The 22590-nt window shown below is 73.6% G+C and carries 18 protein-coding genes; 8 read left to right on the top strand and 10 right to left on the bottom strand.

What is annotated here, in order from left to right; all coding sequences use genetic code 11:
- Nucleotides 1-176: 176 nt before the first annotated feature.
- The gene (gene aspS / locus JEK78_RS10340; protein ID WP_200263785.1) at nucleotides 177-1940 is read left to right on the top strand and encodes an aspartate--tRNA ligase; all 1764 of its coding nucleotides are present in this window, start codon (nucleotides 177-179) and stop codon (nucleotides 1938-1940) included.
- 122 nt (nucleotides 1941-2062) lie between these two features.
- Here aspS and metG read toward each other — a convergent pair whose 3' ends face one another.
- Complete coding sequence (metG, locus tag JEK78_RS10335; protein ID WP_200263784.1) at nucleotides 2063-3778, bottom strand: methionine--tRNA ligase; 1716 nt, start codon at nucleotides 3776-3778, stop codon at nucleotides 2063-2065.
- Between the two features lie 168 nt (nucleotides 3779-3946).
- Complete coding sequence (locus tag JEK78_RS23310; protein ID WP_242483340.1) at nucleotides 3947-4720, bottom strand: VWA domain-containing protein; 774 nt, start codon at nucleotides 4718-4720, stop codon at nucleotides 3947-3949.
- A gap of 1417 nt (nucleotides 4721-6137) precedes the next feature.
- Here JEK78_RS23310 and JEK78_RS10325 point away from each other — a divergent pair.
- On the top strand, nucleotides 6138-8216 hold the full coding sequence (locus JEK78_RS10325) for a PhoX family protein (protein WP_200263782.1): 2079 nt from the start codon (nucleotides 6138-6140) through the stop codon (nucleotides 8214-8216).
- A gap of 69 nt (nucleotides 8217-8285) precedes the next feature.
- Here JEK78_RS10325 and JEK78_RS10320 read toward each other — a convergent pair whose 3' ends face one another.
- Nucleotides 8286-8774 carry a VOC family protein gene (locus JEK78_RS10320; protein ID WP_200263781.1) on the bottom strand — a complete coding sequence of 163 codons (489 nt, stop codon included), beginning with the start codon at nucleotides 8772-8774 and terminating at the stop codon, nucleotides 8286-8288.
- Entirely contained in the window at nucleotides 8771-9298 is a 528-nt protein-coding gene (locus JEK78_RS10315) for a transglutaminaseTgpA domain-containing protein (protein ID WP_242483339.1), read from the bottom strand. Before JEK78_RS10315 ends, JEK78_RS10320 begins: the two co-directional genes overlap by 4 nt.
- A gap of 160 nt (nucleotides 9299-9458) precedes the next feature.
- Here JEK78_RS10315 and JEK78_RS10310 point away from each other — a divergent pair, with 160 nt between their 5' ends.
- Together JEK78_RS10310 and JEK78_RS10305 are read left to right on the top strand one after the other, a co-directional pair.
- Nucleotides 9459-10592, top strand: coding sequence for a PP2C family protein-serine/threonine phosphatase (locus JEK78_RS10310; protein ID WP_242483389.1), 1134 nt, complete (start codon nucleotides 9459-9461; stop codon nucleotides 10590-10592).
- A gap of 197 nt (nucleotides 10593-10789) precedes the next feature.
- The gene (locus tag JEK78_RS10305) at nucleotides 10790-12019 is read left to right on the top strand and encodes a hypothetical protein (protein WP_200264095.1); all 1230 of its coding nucleotides are present in this window, start codon (nucleotides 10790-10792) and stop codon (nucleotides 12017-12019) included.
- Between the two features lie 33 nt (nucleotides 12020-12052).
- Here the strand turns inward: JEK78_RS10305 and JEK78_RS10300 are convergent, their stop codons facing one another.
- A complete protein-coding gene (locus JEK78_RS10300; protein ID WP_200263779.1) occupies nucleotides 12053-12247 on the bottom strand; it encodes a hypothetical protein in 195 nt (64 codons plus the stop codon).
- Between the two features lie 96 nt (nucleotides 12248-12343).
- Between JEK78_RS10300 and JEK78_RS10295 the strand changes: the two genes are divergently transcribed.
- Nucleotides 12344-13693, top strand: coding sequence for a helix-turn-helix transcriptional regulator (locus JEK78_RS10295; protein ID WP_200263778.1), 1350 nt, complete (start codon nucleotides 12344-12346; stop codon nucleotides 13691-13693).
- 289 nt (nucleotides 13694-13982) lie between these two features.
- Nucleotides 13983-14771, top strand: a complete 789-nt coding sequence (locus tag JEK78_RS10290; RefSeq protein WP_200263777.1) for a GAF domain-containing protein — start codon at nucleotides 13983-13985, stop codon at nucleotides 14769-14771.
- 114 nt (nucleotides 14772-14885) lie between these two features.
- Here JEK78_RS10290 and JEK78_RS10285 read toward each other — a convergent pair whose 3' ends face one another.
- The 5 genes from JEK78_RS10285 to JEK78_RS10265 form a co-directional block, all read right to left on the bottom strand.
- Nucleotides 14886-15386, bottom strand: a complete 501-nt coding sequence (locus JEK78_RS10285; protein ID WP_200263776.1) for a hypothetical protein — start codon at nucleotides 15384-15386, stop codon at nucleotides 14886-14888.
- A 276-nt stretch (nucleotides 15387-15662) separates the two neighbouring features.
- Nucleotides 15663-17165: a TfuA domain-containing protein gene (locus JEK78_RS10280; RefSeq protein ID WP_200263775.1), complete on the bottom strand. Its 1503-nt coding sequence runs from the start codon at nucleotides 17163-17165 to the stop codon at nucleotides 15663-15665.
- Nucleotides 17162-18223, bottom strand: a complete 1062-nt coding sequence (locus tag JEK78_RS10275; RefSeq protein ID WP_242483338.1) for a YcaO-like family protein — start codon at nucleotides 18221-18223, stop codon at nucleotides 17162-17164. The genes JEK78_RS10280 and JEK78_RS10275 overlap by 4 nt, the downstream gene beginning before the upstream one ends.
- 619 nt (nucleotides 18224-18842) lie before the next feature.
- Nucleotides 18843-19214, bottom strand: coding sequence for a DUF6479 family protein (locus tag JEK78_RS10270; RefSeq protein ID WP_200263773.1), 372 nt, complete (start codon nucleotides 19212-19214; stop codon nucleotides 18843-18845).
- 184 nt (nucleotides 19215-19398) lie between these two features.
- Complete coding sequence (locus JEK78_RS10265) at nucleotides 19399-19653, bottom strand: twin-arginine translocase TatA/TatE family subunit (protein WP_200264094.1); 255 nt, start codon at nucleotides 19651-19653, stop codon at nucleotides 19399-19401.
- Nucleotides 19654-20159: 506 nt separating this feature from the next.
- Between JEK78_RS10265 and JEK78_RS10260 the strand changes: the two genes are divergently transcribed.
- Together JEK78_RS10260 and JEK78_RS10255 are read left to right on the top strand one after the other, a co-directional pair.
- Nucleotides 20160-21506 (top strand): hemolysin family protein, encoded by a 1347-nt coding sequence (locus JEK78_RS10260; RefSeq protein ID WP_200263772.1) that lies wholly within the window; start codon nucleotides 20160-20162, stop codon nucleotides 21504-21506.
- Nucleotides 21503-22525 carry a hemolysin family protein gene (locus JEK78_RS10255; protein ID WP_200263771.1) on the top strand — a complete coding sequence of 341 codons (1023 nt, stop codon included), beginning with the start codon at nucleotides 21503-21505 and terminating at the stop codon, nucleotides 22523-22525. The genes JEK78_RS10260 and JEK78_RS10255 overlap by 4 nt, the downstream gene beginning before the upstream one ends.
- Nucleotides 22526-22590: the final 65 nt, after the last annotated feature.

Here is a 22590-nt window from a genome sequence, read left to right as displayed (position 1 = left end):
GTCCCCACTGTAGGAAGGACCGGCCGACAGGGGCCACCGGTTGCCCGTCCCGGGGGGTCCACCCCAGGGAAAGAGCGAGTGGGCGAGGGCCCCGGCACCGGTACGCTGGGGGTGTTTCACGTGAAACACGCTCCGTGAGACACCACCCCCGATCCGCGAAGACTGGATGAACGACGATGCATCGGTACAGGTCCCACACCTGCGGCGAGCTCCGCGCCTCTGACGTCGGCACCGACGTCCGGCTGAGCGGCTGGCTGCACAATCGGCGCGACCTGGGCGGCATTCTCTTCATCGATCTGCGCGACCACTACGGCATCACCCAGCTCGTCGCCCGCCCCGGCACCCCCGCGTACGAGACGTTGGACCGCCTCACCAAGGAGTCCACGGTCCGGATCGACGGCGGGGTGGTCTCCCGGGGCGTGGAGAACGTCAACCCCGAACTGCCCACCGGCGAGATCGAGGTGGAGGTGGGCGAGGTCGAGTTGCTGGGTGCCGCTCAGCCGTTGCCCTTCACCATCAACGCCGAGGACGGGGTGAACGAGGAGCGACGCCTCGAATACCGCTTCCTGGACCTGCGCCGTGAGCGGATGCACCGCAACATCATGCTACGGACCGCTGTCATCTCGGCGATCAGGCACAAGATGACGGCGTTGGGCTTCAACGAGATGGCCACCCCCATCCTCAGCGCGACCTCTCCGGAGGGGGCTCGCGACTTCGTCGTGCCCTCCCGGCTCAACCCGGGACGCTTCTACGCCCTGCCGCAGGCGCCGCAGCAGTTCAAGCAGCTGCTGATGATCTCCGGCTTCGACCGGTACTTCCAGATCGCTCCGTGCTTCCGCGACGAGGACGCCCGAGCGGACCGGTCCCCGGGTGAGTTCTACCAGCTCGACGTGGAGATGTCCTTCGTCGAACAGGAGGACGTCTTCCAGCCGGTCGAGAGGCTGATGACGGAGCTGTTCGAGGAGTTCGGCGGAGGTCGCCACGTGACCTCGCCCTTCCCCCGCATCCCCTTCCGCGAGGCGATGCTCAGGTACGGCTCCGACAAGCCGGACCTACGCGCCCGCCTGGAGTTGGTCGACATCAGCGATGTCTTCGAGGGGTCGGAGTTCAAGGCCTTCGCCGGCCGGCACGTCCGGGCGCTGCCCGTCCCGGGAGTACGGGACCAGCCGCGCCGTTTCTTCGACCAGCTCGGGGACTTCGCCGTCTCGCTGGGCGCCAAGGGTCTGGCGTGGGTCCGGGTCGCCGAGGACGGGTCCCTGACCGGCCCGATCGCCAAGTTCCTCACCGAGGAGAACATCCAGGCCCTCACCGAGCGGTTGGGCCTGGCCCCCGGCCACGCCGTCTTCTTCGGCGCCGGTGAGGTCGACGAGGTCTCGAAGATCATGGGCGCGGTCCGAGTGGAGGCCGCCCGTCGTGCCGGCCACTTCGAGGAGGACGTGTTCCGGTTCTGCTGGATCGTCGACTTCCCGATGTACGAGAAGGACGAGGACACCGGCGCGATCGACTTCTCACACAACCCGTTCTCGATGCCGCAGGGTGGTTTGGAGGCCCTGCGGACCCAGGATCCGCTGGACATCCTGGGGTGGCAGTACGACATCGTCTGCAACGGCGTCGAGCTCTCCTCCGGCGCGATCCGCAACCACGAGCCCGAGGTCATGCTCAAGGCCTTCGAGATCGCCGGCTACGACCGGGAGACCGTCGAGGAGCAGTTCGCCGGCATGCTTCGGGCCTTCCGCTTCGGCGCACCCCCGCACGGTGGCATCGCCCCCGGTATCGACCGCATCGTGATGTTGCTGGCCGACGAGCCCAGCATCCGCGAGACGATCGCCTTCCCGCTCAACGGCAACGCGCAGGACCTGATGATGGGCGCGCCGAGCGAGCTCGACGAGGCCCGGCTGAGGGAACTGCACCTCTCGGTGCGCAAGCCCCAACCCAAGTAGGAGAGCCGCGATGACGTCCGGGAGCCCGGACCGGGAGACGTCCCCGGTCCGGGCTCCCGGACGTACCGGCGAACGCTCCGGACGCGCGGTTCCCGGTACCGAGGAGGGCGGGCGCCGGACCGTCAGCCGGTGGTGCCGCCGAAGCGGGTCTTGTAGGTCTCCAGGTCGTCGTCGGTCAGCTTGGCGAAGAGGACCGGCGGGACGGAGAACGGGGTGCCGGCGGTGACCGCACCGAGCGCGCGGGCCTCCTCGGGGGTGACCCAGGTGGCGCTGTCACCGGGGAGGTCGAAGGCCGCGCGCATCGTCGCCGCGGTCGTCGGGATGAAGGGCTCAGACACCACCGCGTACAGATGGATCAGGTTCATCGCCGTGCGCAGAGTGAGCGCCGCGGCTTCCCGGTCCGTCTTGATCTCCAGCCACGGCGCCTTCTCCTCCAGGTAGGAGTTGCCCGCGGACCAGAGGGCACGGAGCGTCGAGGCCGCCTTGCGGAACTGGATCGCCTCCATGTGCTCCTCGTACTCGGCCAGCAGTCGGGCCACCTCGGCGCCCAGCACGCGCTCGGCCTCGCCGGGTTCCGAGCCGGCCGGGACGGTCTCCCCGAAGCGCTTGCGGGAGAAGGACAGGACCCGGTTGACGAAGTTGCCGAGGGTGTCCGCCAGGTCCTTGTTGACCGTCGTGGTGAAGTGCTCCCACGTGAAGGACGCGTCGTCCGACTCGGGGGCGTTGGCCATCATGAAGTAGCGCCAGTAGTCGGCGGGGAGGACCTCCAGCGCGTCGTGGGTGAACACGCCCCGCCGCTGCGAGGTGGAGAACTTCCCGCCGTAGTAGTTCAGCCAGTTGAAGGCCTTGATGACGTCGACCTTCTTCCACGGCGCCCGGGTGCCCAGCAGGGTGGCGGGGAACATCACGCTGTGGAAGGGGACATTGTCCTTGCCCATGAACTGCGTGTAGCGGACGTCGTCGTGCGACTCCCACCACCAGGAGCGCCAGTCCCGGTTCTCGGGGTCCTGGTCGGCCCATTCCTTGGTGGCGCCGACGTACTCGATGGGGGCGTCGAACCAGACGTAGAAGACCTTGCCCTCGGCCGCGAGGTCCGGCCACGTGTCCGCCGGGACCGGTACGCCCCAGTCCAGGTCGCGGGTGATGGCGCGGTCGTGCAGTCCCTCGGTCAGCCACTTCCGGGCGATGGAGGAGGCCAGGACGGGCCAGTCGTCGGCCCGCTCGTCCACCCAGGCCTCGACCTCGCCGGCGAGCGCCGACTGGAGGAGGAAGAGGTGCTTGGTCTCCCGGACCTCCAGGTCCGCGCTGCCGCTGATCGCGGATCGGGCGTCGACGAGGTCGGTGGGGTCCAGGACGCGTGTGCAGTTCTCGCACTGGTCGCCACGGGCCTTGTCGTAGCCGCAGTGGGGGCAGGTGCCCACGATGTACCGGTCGGGCAGGAAACGGTCGTCGGCGATGGAGTACACCTGCCGGATCGACCGTTCCTCCAGGAATCCGTTGGCCTTGAGCTCGCGGGCGATCTCCTGCGTGATCTCGTGGTTCTGCGGCGAAGAGCTGCGGCCGAAGTGGTCGAAGGCGAGCGAGAAGCCGTCGTAGATGGCGCGCTGCGCGTCGTGTGCCTGGGCGCAGAACTCCTCGACGGGCAGACCTCGCTCCTTCGCGGCGAGCTCCGCCGGGGTGCCGTGCTCGTCGGTGGCGCAGATGTAGAGGACCTCGTGGCCGCGCCGACGCAGATAGCGGGCGTAGACGTCCGCCGGGAGCATGGACCCCACCATGTTGCCCAGGTGCTTGATTCCGTTGATGTACGGAAGGGCGCTGGTGATGAGGTGTCGAGCCATCGCGGGCTGCTCCCAGGTCGCTACGTGGGGTGACGGCCGTCGGTTCGGGTTGGCGCGGCACTCCCTTGTTTGTCGAACCGTGGAATCGTAGCCGACCCGATCGGGCCGGTCGCCTCGCCTTTCAGGGGCTGGAGGGACCGGCCCGACCCACCGGGCTCGCGTCTTGCCTCAGGGCCGCCAGGCGGCCAGGACGGCGGTGTAGAGGTCCTTGTCGGGCACCTCGCGCGGCGACTCGCCCGCCAGGAAGTATCCCGTGTTGCCGGTGCCGAGCCGCCTGAGGTAGTCGGACGCCTTGCCCCGGGGGTCTCCGAAGGCGACGAAGGAGAAGAACACCTTCGGATGGTCGGCCGCGGCCTGGGCGAGCGCCTTGGTGGCCGGCGTCCTGGCGTCGGGGGCGCCGTCGGTCTGGAAGACGACGAGGGCGGGGGCGGCCGGGTCGTCGGACTTCCCGTGCAGCGCGATCACCTCCGTCACGGCGGCGTGGTAGTTGGTGCGGCCCATCCGTCCGAGTCCGGTGTGCAGCCGTTCGATCACGCCCTCGTGGTCGCGGAGGGTCAGCTCGCCGACACCGTCGACCTCGGTGGAGAAGAAGACGACCCGCACCGTCGCTCCGGGGTCGACCTGGGCCGCCAGCGCCAGCGTCCGCTCGGCGAGCGCCTGGGTGGAGCCGTCCTTGTAGTACGGGCGCATGGAAGCGGAGCGGTCGAGCACCAGATAGACCTTGGCCCGGGTGCCTGCGAGCCCGTGCTTCCTGAGGGCCGCGCCCGCCGCGCGGTAGGAGTCGGCCAGGCCGGGTGCCCGGGAACGCAACCGTGCCGAGGAGATCGCCGGTCCACGGGGGGTCGTCTCGCCGTGTGCGGCGGAAGCCTCCTCCGCGGGGCCGGGCGTGCCGTCGGTCCGGGTGGGCTCGGCGGCCTGCGGGGCAGGCGCGACGGCGGGCACGGGCAGAGGTTCGGGGCACGTGGGCTGTCGCGGTGTCGTGGCGGGGGAGACCGCTGTCGGCGTGGCTTGGGCCGGATCGGCGACGTCGCACGTGGCCGCCCCGGCGGACGCGGCGGCGGCGACCCGTGCGGGTGCGGGGTGCGGGTCCGACGCCGGCACGGTGGCTCGCGCGGCGGCGACCGTGACGGGCCCGTCCGTCGCTTCCCGTCCGTCGGTCGGTGAGGTGGGCGCCGGGACCCCGGTGACGCGCTCGGCGACGCGGGTCTCGCCGCCGTCGCCCGGTGCGGGGTCGCCGGTGGCGGACGGACGTGTCCCGTCGGCTTCGGGGGCGGTCGGACGCGAGTGCGGGATCGCGGGGGCCTGCGAGGGAGGGGGTGCCTGGTCCGGCGTCGGGGTTGACCCCCGGTCGCCGACCGGCATCGGCGCGGAGTCCGAACGCGGAACGGGGGACGCCTCGGGCTCGGTGATCCGGCCGTCGGGCCGTCCGGCCGGCGAGGGGTCGGCCCCGACCGGCTCTCCCGCTTCGGTGGCCGTGTTCGTCCGGGTGTCCGTGCCGGTCTCCGTGCCCGTGCCGGAGTCCGTGCCTCCGGCGGTTTCGGTCTCCTCGGCGGTGGGCGGTGCCGTGCGGGCTCGGGATCGCGTCCCTGTCGCCGCGTCGCCGGCCCCGGTGCGCTTCCGGGTCGGCTCCGGGCCGGGCGCGGGCGTCGACGGTGGGTCGTCGTCTTGTCGCGCCGGCGTGTCCTCCCGGTCCGTCTCCCCGCGGCCTCCCGCTTCCGAGCCCCGTTCGGCGCCGGGAGCGGCGTGCCGGTCGGCCGTGTCCGGCTCCGGCGCCGCGGGCCCCACCGGTGGCCGCGGCGAGGTGTGACCGCCGAAGGCGGCGGACACCAGATCGTGTTCACGGGGCTCGGGCGCTTCCGCGCCGTGTGGCGCCCCCGCGGTCTCCCGCTCGCGGGCCGCGGGTGTCGTCGCTTCGCCGGCGGTTCCGGAGGTCGAGTCCGGCCGGGCCGGTTCCGCCGTCCGCCGAGGGCGCTCCTCACACGACTCACCCGTGGCAGCCGTCGCCTGGGTCGTCTCCTCGACCGGGGCCTCACGTGCCTTGCGTGATCGTCCGAACGCGTTCCGCAGGCGAGCGAGAATGCCCATGTGTGCACCCCTTCACGTGACTTGTGGCCCGTCGACCCCTGGCCAACACGGACACGTAAGGTTAGCGGCCCTTTGGCGCGTCACCGCGCAGGAGCGGTCCCGTCGCGTCGGCGTCGTGGGACGGTGTCCTGCCCGCTTCGGGGAGGTCGGAGCCGGGCCCGAAACGTGCCCAAGGGGTCCGGGTTCACGTCGCGTTCACGTCGACGTCTAGCCGCCGCACGCGTGTGCCCCTACCTTCACGCTGACACCAAGGGAACCCAAGGGGAGAGAAACAGTGCGCGAGTCGCTGCCGTTGATCGGAACGCCGTCCGGTACGCATCCTGGCGGCCGGTCCGCCATGACGTGTCGTTTTCGCTGTGGGGACGCCTGCTTCCACGAGGTTCCCAACACCAGCCGCAACGAGTACGTCGGCGACGTCATCGCGGGTGCTCTCAGCCGCCGTTCGATGATGCGCGCCGCCGCCATGGTCACCGTGGCCACGGCGGGCGCCTCGGCGGTCACCGTGGCGGGGGCCCCCGAGGCGCGGGCCGTGCCCGGGTCCGGACGAGGGCACGGCGGGGGCGGGGCCCGCGACGGTGCCCGCGGCCTGAGATTCACGCCGGTCGCGCCCAACACCCGGGACGCCGTCGTCGTACCGGAGGGCTACCGGCAGCGGGTGCTGATCCGCTGGGGCGAGCCCATCCTTCGGGGGGCCCCGGAGTTCGACCCCGAGAACCAGTCGGCGGCGGCCCAGGCAGGCCAGTTCGGCTACAACAACGACTTCCTCGCCCTGCTTCCGGTCCGGGGGGAACGGGGCCGATGGATCCTCGTCGCGAACCACGAGTACACCGACGAGGCGCTGATGTTCCGCGACTACGACGCGGACGCCCCCACGCGGGAGCAGGTCGAGATCGCCTGGGCGGCACACGGCCTGGCCACCGTGGTGGTCGAGGAGGACCGTCGCGGCGGCGGCCTCTCCCCGGTACGACGCCATCGGCTCAACCGGCGCCTCACGGCGACGTCGGAGTTCCGCCTGACGGGCCCGGCGGCGGGCTCCGCGCTGTGCCGCACCTCCGCCGACCCCTCCGGGGAGAAGGTCCTCGGGACGCTCAACAACTGCTCCGGCGGCGCCACTCCGTGGGGCACCACGCTGCACGGCGAGGAGAACTTCAACCAGTATTTCGCCAACGGCTCCCGGGAGACCGACACCCGTTACGGCATCGGAACCGGCGCCGGCGCACGCAAGTGGGAGCGGTTCGACGAGCGGTTCGACGTCTCGCGGGAACCCAACGAGCCGCACCGCTTCGGCTACGTCGTGGAACTGGATCCGCACGATCCCGACTCGACCCCGCGCAAGCACACGCTGCTGGGCCGGTTCAAGCACGAGGGGGCCACCGTGCGGCTCACCGGGGACGGCCGTCCCGTCGTCTACTCGGGTGACGACGAGCGCTTCGACTACTTCTACAAGTTCGTCGGAAGCGAGAGGATGCGACGGGGGGACTCCCTGTGGGCCCGGGAGCACAACATGTCGCTGCTCGACGAGGGAACCCTGTACGTGGCCCGGCTCTCCGGGGACTCTCCCGAGATCGAGATCGACGGCAGCGGGACGCTCCCCTCGGACGGGGAGTTCGACGGCGACGGCGAGTGGATTCCGCTGGTCACCGCCTCCGCCTCCGGCGCCGTCTCGCACGTGGCGGGGATGACGGCCGAGGAGGTGTGCGTCTTCACCAGGCTCGCCGGGGACAAGGTGGGCGCGACCAAGATGGACCGTCCCGAGGACATCGAGCCCTCTCCGAAGACCGGCAAGGTGTATGTCGCTCTCACCAACAACTCCCAGCGCGGCCGGACGGGGCAGGCCGGCCCCGACGAGGCGAACCCTCGCGTCGGCAACAAGCACGGACACGTCCTGGAACTGACCGAACACCGCAACCGGGCGGACAGCACCCGGTTCGGCTGGTCGCTGTTCCTCGTCGCGGGCGACCCCGAGGACCCCGCCACGTACTTCGCCGGGTTCCCGAAGGACCGGGTCAGCCCGATCTCCTGTCCGGACAACGTGGCCTTCGACGACCACGGCAATCTGTGGATCTCCACCGACGGCAACGCGCTCGGCGGCCACGACGGGCTGTTCGGCGTGGCGACCCGAGGCGACCGACGGGGTGAGCTGAAGCAGTTCCTGACCGTGCCGACCGGCGCCGAGACCTGCGGACCGATCATTCAGGACCGTCGGGTCCTCGTCGCGGTCCAGCACCCGGGCGAGGTCGACGGGGCGTCCGTGGAGAACCCGGCCAGCTCGTGGCCCGACGGAGCCGGTGGACTCGTTCGCCCGGCGGTCGTGGTGGTCTGGCGGGAGGACGGCCGCGACATCGGCGCCTGACGTGGCGCCGGACCCCGCCCGGGAACATCGAGGTCGGGCGGGGTCCGGCACGGCGCCGGGCTCGCGATGTCAGCGCGCGAAGCCGCCTCGAGGCCGGATGATCTCCAGGTTGGTCCCGTCGGGGTCGTTGAAGTAGGCGACCCTGGTCCCCAGCGCGTCCTCGGGCGTGACCTCACCCGCCGTGAACGTGTAGTCGTCGCCGAGGAAGGCGTACCCGGCGTCCCTCATCCGCCGGTACACCGCGTCGAAGTCTTCGACCTCGAAGCACAGGTGCATGGAGCCGGGACGGTTCGCCATGCCGTTCGTCCGCTCGCCCACGGGGTCCTGGAACTGGATGAGGTCGATGCCGAGACCGTCCAAGTTGATCGTGGCGTAGCGGAGGCCGGCGTTCGGCAGACCCTGGGAGCCGCCGAACGGAACGCTGTCGATCACTCCCCGGGCGACGGGTTCCCGCCCGGTCAGGGCCTGGTAGAACGCGATGGAGACATCGAGATCCGAGACCGAGACCCCCACGTGCGCGGCACGGGTGAGATGGATGGGTGTGTCGTCGATCGTCATGTCCTCGCTCGCCCTTCCTTGGTCGTCCGCGTGTTGTCCGCGCCCTGGACGGGCAGGGTCCCGCCGCCTGTTCCTCGGCCGTCGCCCGGGTCGCCGGGCTCTTCCCGCGTGGCGAACCGGTAGACGAGCGCGACGAGGAAACCGGCGGCGACCAGGAGGGACAGGCCGACCGACAGCAGCACGCTGCTGCCGGTCTGGCTGTACAGGAAGCCGAAGGCGCAGCCCGCGAACGCCGCCCAGAGCGCGGCGTGCGCCTCCCGGCGCCGCCCCTCGGCGATCTCTCGCACCACCACGTAGGCCACCGCGAAGGCGAGCGCGGTCACCAGACCGAACAGCACGTTCCAGCCGGTGATGGGTCCGCCCGCGCGTCGGTTCGACGCCGCCCAGTAGCCGTAGACCAGACCCACGGCGATCGGGGTCGCCCAACTCGCCACACGGTGGACGCGCGGCCCGAAGACGTCGGGCGTCCGCTCGGCCGGAACGGTCGCGGGCGCTCGCCCGGACCCCGGTACCACCTGAGACATGAGGGCACTCCTCTCGCTCCGGGCTCCCCCGGTTCCAGCGCACACCGCCGCCGCCGTCCCGGCAAGTCAGCGTGCGAGTCCATCGGACGCGTGTTTGTCTGTGGTGGTGAGGGGTCGCGACCGGGTCCGGTTCCGCGGCGGGCCGCGGTCGCTCGGCCGCGTGGTGCGGGCGGCCAGGCAGGAGACCACCTTCCCGCGGGAGAAGCCGCTCACCCTGCGGGGGCACAGCGTCGCCTGGGTGCCGCCGCTGGTGCTGCTCGTCGGCATCGTGGTGATCGACCTCACCACCGGAGTCTTCGGGATCGTGGCCTGGACGGTTCTGGTGCCGGGCATCGCCGCGGCGCTCAGCGGGCTCAGGACGACGGCGGTCTTCGCCGTGCTGTCCCTGGTCGTGTACATCCTCGTCACGTCCGTCTGGTGGCACTGGAACGAGACCGAGGTGGCGGGTTTCGTGTTGGTCCTGGTGGGCGGTCTGCTCGCCACCGTGGCGTGCGCGGTCCGACTGCGGGGCGTGCGCCGCATGCTGCACATGCGCGACATCGCCGACACCACCGGACGGGTGGTCCTGCGGCCGCTCCCACCGGGGTGGGGCGGCCTGGAGCACTCGGCCGTCTACCTCTCCGCCGATGTCGAGGCGCGCGTCGGCGGGGACTTCTACGACATCCAGCCCGGCCCGCACGGTACCCGGGTCCTCCTCGGCGACGTCCAGGGCAAGGGGCTGGGCGCCGTCGAGGCCGCGGCGGCGCTGCTCGGCACCTTCCGTGAGGCCGCCTACCACGACCAGGGCCTCGGGGAGGTCGCCGACCGCCTGGAGAAGCGGATGCTCCGGCACCGGGCGCACACCGCGGCCCTCGGCCGGGCCGACGGCGACCGCTTCGCCACGGCCCTGCTGCTCGGTTTCCCGGTGGGCGACGCCGGGGCGGTGGAGGTCGTCGTCTTCGGGCACGACCCCCCTCTGGTCCTCCGGCCCGGCGCCGTGCGAACCCCGGTCGTGGTCGGAGGACTCCCTCTGGGCTATGCCGCGCTCGGCTCGGGTCTGCCGCCGGTGTGTCGGGTCGAGCTCGCACCCGACGAGACGTTGTTGCTGGTCACCGATGGTGTGACCGAGGCCAGGGATCCAGCGGGAGAGTTCTATCCCTATGTCGACGAGCTGACCCGTGCCGTCGAGTCCGATCCGCACCTTCAGGGCCCCGACCGTCTCGTCGCCTTCGTCCTGGACGGCGTGCTGAGGCACACCGAGGGTCGGTTGACCGACGACACCACCATCTTCGCCGTGCGCCGCCGCCGACGCTGATCACGCCCCCGGACCCCGCCTCACCGACCCGCGCCGGCGACGGCACGCGATCGTCCGGCGGCCGGCCCGCTCGTCCTCCGGTCCACCGGCGAGGCCCCCGGCCCGGGGCCCGAGCGACTACCGTGCTGCCAGACGTGGACGTGATCGACGGGCGCCGACCCGACACCGCCGCCCGCGTCGGAGCGAGGGGAGGGGACATGCCCGGAACGGTGCTGCTGCTCGCGGCCTCACCCGTCGGCCGGGGCCGCCTGGTGGACGCCGCGTCGGTGCTGCCGCTGCTCGCCGCCGTACCGCCCGCCGTCCTGTCGGGCACCGACACCGCGAACGTCGTCGAACTCGCCGACCCGTTGGACCCGCAGGCGGTGTTGACCCGGCTCCGGGCCGCCGCGGCGGCCCCCGGACCGCTCACCGTCTACGTCACCGGTCAGTTGCGGCTCGATCGCCGTCAGCGCCTGCCGCACCTGGAGTTGGCCAGGACCACCGCCCCGACCGTCCGCTACACCGCCGTCCCCTGGCACTGGATCCGGGAGGAACTGCGTTTGCGTCCGCAGGGGACGACCACCCTCCTGGTCGACCTGCACACCGACCGGGAGACCTGGGACCGACTGGCCTCCCGCCCGCTGGAGTTCGGCCCGAACCACACCGTCTACGGTCGCGTCGCACCGCCGCCCGCGCGGCGCACCGTCGCGGTTCCCGCCTACATGCGCGCGGTCGCGGCGATTCTGCGCAGCGGCCACAGACCCCCGCCGGCGGTCCTGCACCAGCAGGCGCTGGTCCGCCTCGCGGAGGCGGGCGCCGACGCCTCGGCGGGCCCCGCGGCGGCGTCGAGGCCGCTGCTGGTGGCACGACCGGCCGCCGGCGAGGACGGTGTGGGCTCGCCGGGATCGCCCGCGAGCGACTCGCCACCCTGCCCGCCGGCAGGCGCCGGCCTCCCTCACGCCAGGCGCGTCCCCGCGCTCGTGGCGGACGACCGCCCGCCCCCTCCGGCGCCGCTCGACGACCCGCACGCCGTCATTTCCGCGGCGGTGCGGGCCGGCAGGCACTCCGAGGCCGCGGCGCTCGCCGCCCGCCACGAGCGCGCGGCCGAGCGGGACCACGGCGAGGCCTCCGCGCAGGCACTGCACTGGGCCGAGGTCCGGGCCGACCTCGCCATGCTCGCCGGCGACCCGGCGCTCAGCTGCCGCGTCTGGCTGAGTGTGGCGCGGGTCAGGTTGGAGGCGGGTGAGCCCGAGGACGCACCGGCCGTCGAGGCGGCGGTGGACCGGGCCCACCACCAGTGGAGTCGCGTCGACGACCGGAACCACGCCTGGGAGCTGGGCCTCCTGTTGGCCGACGCGCGCGGGCGGGTGCCGGGAGGGCGGGCCGGCGCGGTCGACCACGTCCGGCGCGAGCTGGCGCGCCTGCGGGCCGAGCGGACCCCGGCGTGATCCGACCCCGGTCGGTCGGTCCGCCTCCGGTCCTCACCCCACGTCGGGAGTGGAGCCCCCGAGGAGATAGCCGTCGGTCTCCCCCGCCGGCGGGACCTGTTGGGTCGGCGCGGGCGGCGTCGGGCGCCCCGGGCCCGCGTTGGCGGCCAGCATCAGCGCGGCCACGGCGGCGACGGCGGCGGCGCAGCCTCTGGCAAAGCGCTCGGCGGTACGTGTCCGTTCCCACACGGCGACCTCGCAACAACAATGTGTTAAGCACGTTTAATGCGCCGTTTAACCTAGGGGCGCGGCCGACGAACGGCAAGAGCGACAGGGGAGCAGACCGTGCGGGAACGGGACGACCCGGTGGCGATCGGGCGCAGAGTGCAACGACTCAGGGTGGACCGCGGGCTGACCCAGCGGCAACTGGCGGAACCCGCCTACACCCCCGCCTACGTCTCCACCCTGGAGTCGGGGCGTGTGCGGCCCTCGGAGGAGGCCCTGCGCCACATCGCCGGGCGCCTGGGCGTCGCCTACGAGGAACTGCTCACCGGACGCCCGGCGCGCCTGGCCACCGATCTGCGCCTCAGGCTCACCGAGGCGCGCCGCACGCTCGCCGTCGAGGGCGCCGAGCGGGCGGCGCGGCAGTACACGGAGCTGCTCGACGAGGCGGACGCCCATGACCTGTCCGACCTCCGTGCCGAGGCACTGCTCGGGCTCGGGGACTGCGCGTTGGAGAGCGGCGAGCTGGAGCGGGGGCGGGGATTCTTCGAGAGCGCGGAGGCGTGCCTGGTCGACTCCGGAGCCCCCCTGACGGCGCGGGCCCCCGCGCTGCGCGGCCGGGCCGTCGCCCACTACCTCGCCGGTGAGCTGCGCTACGCCGTCTACCTGCTGGAATCCACCCTCGACGAACTGAACCGCGGTGGGCTGCACGACCCCGACGCCCTACTCCTGCTGTACGCCAGTGCCATCGGCCCCTACATGGACATGGGGGCCCACGCCAGGGCCGCCCAGGCCGCCGAGCTGGCCCTCGCGCTGGCCCCGAGCGTCGCCGACCCCGCCTTGGTGGCCCGCATGCACCGCTCCGTCGCGCGCACCCTCCTCGCGGAGGGCCGGCTGAACGAGGCCGACGCCTCCCTCGCCAAGGCGGCCGAGCTCTACCGCTCTCTGCAACTGCGCACCGAACTGGCCAACTGCCACTGGATGCGGGGCTACGTGCACGCCCAGAACGGCGAGCTGGAACGAGCCGAGGCAGAACTGCGCGAGGCGCTCGACATGCTGTCGGCCAGCCGTGCCACCCTCTACCGCAGCCAGGCCGCCGTGGAGCTCGCCGACGTGCTGCACCGGCGGGGGCGCTCGCACGAGGCCGCCGACCTGCTGCGCGAGGTGCTCGACGACCTCTCCTCGGAGCGGGGCGCGGTCCACTCGGCCGCCGCTCACCGGCTGCTCGGCATCATCGCCGAGGACTCCCAGGACACCGAGACCGCCGAGGAACACTACGTGCGGGCGCTCAGCCTTCTGGAGCGGGCCGGCGCGGCCGGAGACCTGGCCGACCTGTGTCGCCTCCTCGGCGACCTGCTGCGGCGCACGGGCCGGGTGGAGGCCGCCCTGGACGCCTACCGGACGGGGCTCGGTCACCGCACCGCCCCCGGCACGACCACCCTCGGACCGGCTCCCGCCCAGCCGCCCCTCTGACGACGGTGCGGGGGACGGCGGCGAAGAGGGTGCCTTCGGCAGGTCCGACGTCCCGGACCCGGGGGCCCGGGGCACGGCTCCCCGGCGCGCCGAGCCGACCACCCGCCCTTCGTTTCGGCCGCGGCCGAGCGGGGTAGTCGGAGCGCGGCCGGCGGATCCGCGACCGTGCCCGCGGTCGACTCCCGGGCGGGGGCGGGCCCGACCCGGGAGTGGTGTGCCCCCTGTGCGGGGGAGGAGGGGGAACGGCCCACGAGCCGGTCGAACCGGTGGCGCGAAGGAGGCGGTCGGCGTGTGGCCCAGCGGTGGATCCCCTCCCGACCCCGAGGAGCCCGACGACGACACGCCGTCGGCGGGGCGGTACGCCGCGCGGGCCGTCGAGGAGATCGCGACGGAGATCCGGCGCGGCCCGCCCGAGGAGGCTCCCGCCCGGTTCTGCGGCGCCGTGCTCCGGGTGCTTCGGGTCACCGACGCCGGGGTTTCCCTCCTGGGCGCCGGGCTGCCCGCCCCGTGGTGCGCCGGCGGTGAACGCGCGGCGTGGCTGGCCGAGACGCAGGCCACGCTGGGCGAGGGGCCCGGCGTGGAGGCCGCCTCCACCGGTGCCGCCGTGCTGGTGGGTGACCTGACCGTCGACCCGGCCGCGCGTCGCTGGCCCCTCTACGCGCGCGAGGCGGTCTCCGTCGGTGTCCGGGCGTCGTTCGCCCTGCCGCTCACGGGGCCGACGGACCCCATCGGCGTCCTCGACCTGAGCCGCGACACCCCCGGCCCACTCGCCGGGTCCGAGTACGCCGCCGCCGCGCGGATCGCCGACGCCCTGGCCACCGCCCTCGCCGCGTCGGCGCGCGGCGAGGGCGGTGAGGGCCACGAGACCGGCGTCCTGCAACGACGTTGGCCCACCGGCCCGCGGGGCGGTCACGACACCGCCCATCAGGCCGTCGGCATGATCATGGCTCAGCTCGGCATCCCCGCGGCGGAGGCCTTGGCCCGCCTCCGCGCCCGGGCCTTCGCCCGGGGGACCACGGTGTATCAGACCGCCCGCGACGTGGTCGCCCACCGGGAGCGGATCGATCCGGACCGCTGATGCCCGGGGCGATCCGCGTGCCGCCCCCGCGTGGCGGGATCGACCGGCGACGGAGGCGGGGGGCGTCGAGACGAGGTCGGAGCGGGAAGGCTCCTCTCGCCGGTGTCCGACGCCTCAGTAGCGCACGGCTTGTACGACGTCCGCCAGGACCTCGCCGGCCAGCGTGCGGGTGCTGCGCGCGGTGGCGCGGGAGGACTCGCCGGCGGACACGTCGTCGAGGGTCACGACCACCGTGTCGAGCAGGTTCCCGTCCTCGTCGGTGAAGTCGACCAGAACGGCGAAGGACCGGGTCGTGTCGTCGGTGTTCCGCGCGGTCACCTCGGTGGTCACGTGTCCGTCGTCGCCGGTCTCCGTGTCGCCGAGACTGACGTCCCGCCGCACGTCGACACCGTCGGTGATCTCCTCGAACCACCTCCCGGCCTCGGCCGTCGCCGAGGCCACGATGTCCCCGCCCTGCGAGGCGAGCGACGCCGCAGCGGAGGCGGCCCGGCTGGCGGCGCTCTCCGCCGACGAGGGCGGGGGCTCGCTCTCGTCGCCGCCGCAGCCGGTCGACGCCGTGGCCAGTAGCAGGACGAGAACGGCACCAGCCGCCCGGCGCGCCCGGTGAGCGGCCATGTCGCCTCCTTGCTCCGTCGTGGCCGGGGTCGTTCCCGGCCTCCCCAGTCAAGGACGGGGTTCTCCGGAGCGCACCCCCGCGGGCGGCCGAACGGGGGACCGCCGTTCCGGTCGCGCCGACGGCCGTCGCACCGGGTTCCGTCCGGCGCTGGTCGACCGCTCGGGGGTCGGGGTGCCGGGCCGGCGGGGGATGCCGGCCCTCGCGGCGCGACGCGGACCGGTCGGTTCGGCGCCTGGTTCGGCCCGGGGTGCCGCTCGGGTGTCCGGGCGAACCGGTCATCCGACGGCGGGCCCGCTTCCCCACACGACGTCGGAGGGGGCGACGCGAACGGCGTCCACCAACGCCCGCATGTCCGTGAACCCGTGGTCCCGGAGGGCCGCCGGCACGTCGCTCAGCCGCGTGGCGCCCCAACGGGCGAGGAGCGCCCGGCACAGCTCGCGCAGGGTTCTGGGGTCCACGACGGGATCCGGGCGGGCGGCGGCCTCGTCCGCCGCCGTCCAGGCCCGGCTCAGGGCCGGGTGGTCGCGCAGTCGTTCGATCAACGGCGTCCGCCAGTCCACCCGGGGGTCGCCGAGCCAGAGCCGGGCGGCCAGGAGCGGTCCCGTCTCCTGCCACGCCCGGCCGCGTTCGTCGTCGCGCAGCAGCGACAGGGCGTCCCCGGCCTCCTCGCGACAGGACGGCAGGCCGAGCCGGGCGAGGCGGGGGAACAGAGCCCGGGCGAGGGGTCCCCACTCCAGGTGGGTTCGGTTGGGGTCGACGGTGGCGTCGGGGCCGCACACTCCGGCGAGGGCGTTCCTCGCGCCCGCCGACGTGACGGCTCCTTGCGGGGTCCGGGACTCGGAGAGCAGGCATTCGGCCGCCACGGAGCGCTGGAACTCGGGGTATCCGGACCATTCGAGGGCGAGCCGGGCCAGGATCTCGTCGTCCCGGTGCCGTCGCCGCGCGGGCGGCGCGGACGGCCCCGGCGGGGCGCCGACCGACGCCGACCGCCCGCTCGCCTCGGCCGGCACGGGGGTCGGGGTGCGCAGCCGGAGAAACGTCGTCGGGGCGAGCCGCGTCGGAACCCCCCGGTAGCGCAGCCCGGTGGCCGCTCGGGGGCGTCCGGCCACGGGGGAACGCCGTTCCACCGCGGCCCGGGTGACGGCCTCCGCGGCGTCCCGGTACCCGACCCCGGGACCGAGCGCGGCCCGGTGGGCGCGGAAGGACTCCAGCGCGGCGGGACGACAGCCGCGCCGTCGGGCACGGTCGAGGACGGTGAGACAGTCACGCGCGGAGAAGGGGAGGCTCTTGGCCGCCTCCACCAGGGTCCGCGCGGTCGCCCGGTCGATGACACCGGCGTCGGCGGCCCGGTCGGCCGCCTCCCGGAGGTCCACCAGCGCCCAACTCGTCGGCCGGTAGCCGTCCTCGGCTCCGGCGTCGACCAGCGCCACCTCGTCGTCGCCGACCAGGACGCCGTCACGGAAGGCGCGGAAGACCTCCCCCACCCCGCGCATGCCGAACGCCGACAGTTCGGCGGCGCGGAGCGCGCCCATTCCCGAGGCGCCGTAGACGGTCACCCCCCGGTCGAGGAGGGAGAGCAACTCCTCGTGGCGGATCGCGCGTGCCCGACGGAAGACCCCGTCGATCACGACCAGTACGTCGCCCTCGGCCCAGTCCCAGCGCAGGACTTCGTCCGCGGCCACGGGGGCGCGCACGTCCGCCTCGGGCGCGACGCGACGGATCGCCGCCGCGCTGATGGAGGGGCCGGCGGTGACGACGAACCGTGTCCGGGAGGTCATGGTCTCGCTCCGGAGTCGAAGGCGAGCCCCGGCGCGAGGACACGCACCACGGGGATCGCGTAGGAGGGGCGGGTGAGGTCGGCGCGGAGCACCGTGACGTCCCGGCGTGCCGAGAGCTCCAGCAGGGTGTCCAGGTCGGCGTCCAGGTCGCGCGGACCGCGTGAGGTCTGCGCCGGGTCGCCCAGCAGGTCGGCCACCGTCCGGGCCCTGGCGGGTCCACGTCGGCGCGGCGCGGGGGTGTCGGCCAGACGGGTGAGGAGGTCGTGGGACGGCGCGGAGTCGTCGCCGACACCGGCCACGGCGGTCAGCCGGGACCGCGCGGCACCGGTCAGCGCCCGGCACAGCGCGACGTCCGCGTCGGGGTGGGCGCCGACGCCGGCGAACCAGCGCGGAACCGTCGGGGACCAGACCCGTGCGGCGAAGGCGGGAACCCGGAGTTCCCCGGCGATGTCGGCCACCTCGACCACGGCGCCCGCGCGGAGGCAGCCGGCCAGGGTCTTGGACGCCGTCCCGGATCCGTCCGGCATGACGGCGACGGCCGACGCCCAGGGGTCGCCGAGGCGACCCGCGGTCACCGCGCAGTGGCACTCCACCAGTTCCAGCAGGCCGTGCAGGGTGGCCTCGGTGAGTCCGTTTCCCGCCCCGAGTCCCTCCGGGGCGGTCCGGACGGTGGGGGGCACCCAGGAGGAACGGACGCGGAGGTCGAAGGCGATCGACTCCGTCGGCGCCCAGGTGTCGGTGCGTCGCGTCAGGTCCTCGACCGGGGACCAGCCGATCCGTGTCGAGGGGGCGAGGGAGTTGGCGCGCAGCAGGGGCAGGTCTCGCCAGTGGTAGGTGAGTTCTGCGGCGATTTCGGCGGGCGCGGCCGGCGTGGTCCTCGGCGAGGGCTCCTCGGCACAGCGCAGCTCGACCGCCCCCATGGCGGCCGAGACACGGGCCAGCGCGTGGGTGACGCCCGTGCCGCGTGCCACGGGTCGGTTCCAGGCGTTGGGTCGTACCGCCTGCCAGACGGGGAGGCCGAGGTCGTCCAGGGACGTCACGTCCGCGACCCGGGTCACGCCGGCACGGGACAGGACCGGTCGCAGTCGCCGCCACGTCTCCTGTGGTGGGGCGGTCCGGTGAGTTCCCTGCCAGATCGCACTCCACCGGTCGGCGGGTGTCGGGGGGTCGAGGGGGGTGGCCACGGGATGCTCCCGGGTGTGGCCGGCCGGAGGCCGCTCGGTGCGGGCGGGCCGCACCGCGCTCCTACCCGGCCGGTGTCACGGGACGCCTGTCGAGGTCGGGCCCGCGCACGGCCGCCGGGGGCGGTGCGTGGGGGCGGATGATGTCGTCGGTGTCGTCCTTCATGCTGCTGTCCCTCGCCGTGGCGCGACGTCCGTGTGGAGGCGCCGGACGTCCGGATCACTCTCCACGATGGCGCGCGGGCGCCGTCGGCGTGATCCCCCGAGAGGCCCGCCCGGTGGAGGAGGCGGGGTCCGCCGTCCGACCCAACCGAAGGCGAGGCAGGCGCGCGCGGGGAGGCCACGTACGAGTGGTTGCGGGGCGCCGCGGGCGCGGGGTGGGTGATCGCACGGACGGCTCGGGGCGGGTGGCTCCCGAGGGCGCGCGGGGTGCGTGGGCGCGCGGCCCGGGGCGGGTCCGGGCGGCCGGCGCGTCGCGAGGGGGCGGGCGGGACGCTCACCCCCGGCCGGGGCCGCCGCCTCCGAACGAACCGCTCGAACCGGGCAGCCAACGCCGGCGGACCTGGTCCTTGCCCTTGCGGGTGGAGGCGTTGTCGAGCTCGTACGGCATGAGGCGGGTGCGGCCGTCGGGGGCCACGGGGACCTCCTTCGGTTCCCGCATCTCCCGTTCCTCGTGCACCGGGCCCGTCTCGGGGAGCCTCGGCTGCTCGTCGGCGCTGGGGCGGGGCGACTCGCGGTCCATGACCCGGATGCCGACGCGTACTGCCCACACGAGGGCGCCGGCGACGACCAGTCCGCCGACGAAGGCCGCGATCATGTTCCACGTGTTCTGGGACGCGGCCAGCACCTCATACGTTGCCGTACTCATGCGTCGAGTATCGCCCGACGAAGCGCGAAACGCGACACAAGGGTGTTCCGGGTGCATTTCACCCGGAAGTGGGCGACCTCGAACCGGCCGCCGTCCGTGCGGGAGGGCGTCGCACGCGGCAGGGGCGTGACCGGGTCCTCCGGCCCGGCCGGAGGACCCGGGCGCGCCCGGAGCGGCGGGCCTACTACGCCGGGTCGTCCGGTCGGCGCACCGTCTCCCCCTCGATCACCGTCGGCCGCCGCGCGTCTCCCGGCTCGGCGGTCCCGGAGTCGGCGTCGCCGGCGCGTCCGGTCGGCTCCGCCTCCTTCATGGCGCGGCGTTCGGCCTTGAGGATGCGGGCGGCCTTCCCCGCGGAGCGGGTCAGCTCGGGGAGTTTCCTGATCGTCAGGAAGGCGATGAGGACGATGAGGATGATGGCGAGTTCACTCAGTCCGAGCATGGGGTCCCTGTCGGTCGGCACGGTCGACGTCCACCGGGCAGGGCCGGAATCGGGCCGCCGGCGGGCGTGGGTCGTCACCAGTGTGGGTCAGCTGCCGGATTCCCGGGGTGGCAGGTCGCTCCAGGGGCCGCTCGACGGGATGATCCCGGCCACACGCCGGGCGCGGGAGGCGCGGCGTTCCACCCCGCCGCGCCGAGGCGGGGTGGAACCCCGACGGAGCCTGTGGCCCCGGTCGGCGGGCCCCGCGCGGGGCCCGATCCGGCCCGCCCGGCCGCCGCCGAACGGCTCTTCCCGCCCGGGGCGGGATCCCGCCCCGGGCGGGAAGAGGAATAAAGTGAGGGCCGCCGACGTCTTGACCGAAACGCTTTGCTTGCCCTTTACCATGAGTGTTGACCTTTTTCTCGACTCGTCAAGGAGCCCCGTTCCGTAATGGAGCCTCCCAGTACCGGCCGTGCCATATCCCGCGGTGACCACTCCGCGGACCGTGTGGGAGCGGAGGTGGCGCGGTGACCGAGGTCCTGCTCCTCCTGCTGGCCCTCCTCCTCACCCTGGCCTGTGCGGTCTTCGTCGCCGCCGAGTTCTCGCTGACCACCGTCGAGCGGGGCGATCTGGAGCGCGCCGCCGACTCCGGCGAGCGCGGCGCCGCGGGCGCCCTCAAGGCCGTTCGGCGTCTGACCGTCCAGCTGTCCGGCGCCCAGCTCGGCATCACCGTCACCTCCCTCGTCATCGGCATGCTGGCCGAGCCGTCCATCGCCGCGCTGCTGCGTGGCCCGCTGCTGGCCGTCGGCCTGGGCGGCGCGGCCCCGGCCGTCGCCACGCTTCTCGGTGTGAGCCTCTCCACCGTCGTGCTGATGGTCGTCGGCGAGCTGGTCCCCAAGAACTGGGCGATCTCCCGACCGCTGGCAGTCGCCAAGGTGGTGGCCGGACCGCAGCGCGGCTTCACCGCCGCGTTCGGCCCCTTCATCTCCCACCTGAACAACACCGCCAACCGCTTCGTACGCCGCTTCGGCCTCGAACCGGCCGAGGAGCTGGCCTCCGCCCGCACCCCCGAGGAACTGGTCGCCCTCGCCCGGCACTCCGCCGCGGAAGGGGCCCTGGAGGCGGACTCCGCGGAGCTGTTCGTCAGGACACTGCACCTGGGCGAGCTCACCGCGGAGAACGTGATGACGCCACGCGTCGACGTCAAGGCCCTGGAGGAGCACGCCACAGCGGCGGACGCGGCCAATCTGACCCATGCCACCGGCCTGTCCCGCTTCCCCGTCTACCGCGAGAGCCTGGACGAGGTCGTGGGCACCGTCCACATCCGCGACGTCCTCTCGCTGCCCCCCCGGCTCCGCGCCACGACGCCCGTCACCGAGCTGGCCACGTCACCGCTCCTGGTGCCGGACAGCCTGCCCGCCGACCGGCTGCTGGAGCGGATGCGCGCCTCCCGCACCATGGCCGTCGTCATCGACGAGTACGGCGGCACCGCCGGTGTCGCCACCGTCGAGGACATCGTCGAGGAGGTGGTCGGGGAGGTACGTGACGAACACGACCCGGAGGAGGTGCCGGTGCTGCTGCCCGCCCCCGCCGATCCCGACGGCCGACCGGCCTGGGAGGCGGACGGCTCCGTGCGCCTCGACGAGCTCGCGCGCATCGGGCTGACGGCTCCCGACGGTCCCTACGAGACCGTGGCCGGGCTGGTCGCCAACCATCTCGCCCGTATCCCCGCCAAGGGGGACGCCATCGAGCTGGGGGGCTGGCGCGTGGACGTGCTCGGCGTCGAGCACCACCGGGCCGACCGGGTCCGGGTCACCGCCCCGTCCACGCCCGCCCCCGTCGCGGCGGGACAGCGGACCGAGGTGGCCCGGTGACCGCGATCCAACTGCTCGTGGGAGCGTTCACGCTCCTCACCAACGCCTTCTTCGTGGGGGCCGAGTTCGCCATGATCTCGGTACGTCGCAGCCAGATCGAGCCCCGGGCGGAGGCGGGCGACAAGCGCGCCCGGATGACGCTGTGGGGCCTGCGGCACCTGTCGGCGCTGATGGCCACCGCGCAGCTGGGCATCACCGTGTCCTCGCTGGTGCTCGGCGCGGTGGCCGAGCCGGCCATCGCGCACCTGCTGGAGCCCGGTTTCGAGGCGGTCCACGTGCCGCAGGCGCTCGTCCACCCCATCGCCTTCGCCATCGCGCTCACCCTCGCCACGTACCTGCACATGCTGATCGGCGAGATGATCCCGAAGAACATCGCCCTGGCCGCCCCCAAGGCGACCGCGTTGGCCCTGGGCCCGCCTTTGGTCGCCCTCACCCGGGCGCTGCGCCCCTTCGTGTTCGGCATCAACGCCTTCGCCAACGCCCTGCTGAAGCTGTTGCGGGTGGAGCCCAAGGACGAGGTCGAGGCCGTCTTCACCGATGACCAACTGGCCCGCATGGTCGTCGACGCCAGCGAGGCGGGACTCCTCACCCCCGGGGACGGGGAACGCCTGCGGGACGCGCTGGAACTGGGCACCCGCCCGGTCGGCGAGATCCTGGTGCCGGCGCAGCAGATGCGGACGGTGACGCACACCGTCACCCCCTCGGAGCTGGAACGGCTGGCCGCCGAGGCGGGCTACTCCCGCTTCCCGGTCACCGGCCCGGACCACGCCCTGCTCGGGTACCTGCACATCAAGGACACCCTGGGGCTGGCCGAACGGGACAAGCCCTTCCCGCGCGCCGCGCTGCACCGGGTCACCCGGGTCCGGATCGACACCCCGCTCGACGACACCCTGACCGCGCTCCGCGCGGACGGCGGACACCTGGCGGCGGTCACCGGGGAGACCGGCAAGGTCCTGGGGTTCGTCACCATGGAGGACGTGCTGACCGAACTGGTCGGCCCGGCCCCGGCGTCGGCCTGACCCTCGCCCCGCCTCCCGACCACCGGGAGGCGGGCCGCGGGCCCCCTCGCCCCCGGCCTCTCGGG

The organism is Streptomyces sp. HSG2 (genome assembly GCF_016598575.1).
GTDB lineage: Bacteria > Actinomycetota > Actinomycetes > Streptomycetales > Streptomycetaceae > Streptomyces.
Note: the sequence above shows the minus strand (reverse complement) of the source record. Positions and strands in the feature narration are given on the sequence as shown.

Coding starts and splice junctions, on each gene's coding strand:
- JEK78_RS10285 (WP_200263776.1), bottom strand. CDS start 15,386: ATGGCCGCTCACCGGGCGCGCCGGGCGGCTGGTGCCGTTCTCGTCCTG.
- JEK78_RS10280 (WP_200263775.1), bottom strand. CDS start 17,165: ATGACCTCCCGGACACGGTTCGTCGTCACCGCCGGCCCCTCCATCAGC.
- JEK78_RS10315 (WP_242483339.1), bottom strand. CDS start 9,298: ATGTCTCAGGTGGTACCGGGGTCCGGGCGAGCGCCCGCGACCGTTCCG.
- JEK78_RS10265 (WP_200264094.1), bottom strand. CDS start 19,653: ATGCTCGGACTGAGTGAACTCGCCATCATCCTCATCGTCCTCATCGCC.
- aspS (WP_200263785.1), top strand. CDS start 177: ATGCATCGGTACAGGTCCCACACCTGCGGCGAGCTCCGCGCCTCTGAC.
- metG (WP_200263784.1), bottom strand. CDS start 3,778: ATGGCTCGACACCTCATCACCAGCGCCCTTCCGTACATCAACGGAATC.
- JEK78_RS10305 (WP_200264095.1), top strand. CDS start 10,790: ATGCCCGGAACGGTGCTGCTGCTCGCGGCCTCACCCGTCGGCCGGGGC.
- JEK78_RS10270 (WP_200263773.1), bottom strand. CDS start 19,214: ATGAGTACGGCAACGTATGAGGTGCTGGCCGCGTCCCAGAACACGTGG.
- JEK78_RS10320 (WP_200263781.1), bottom strand. CDS start 8,774: ATGACGATCGACGACACACCCATCCATCTCACCCGTGCCGCGCACGTG.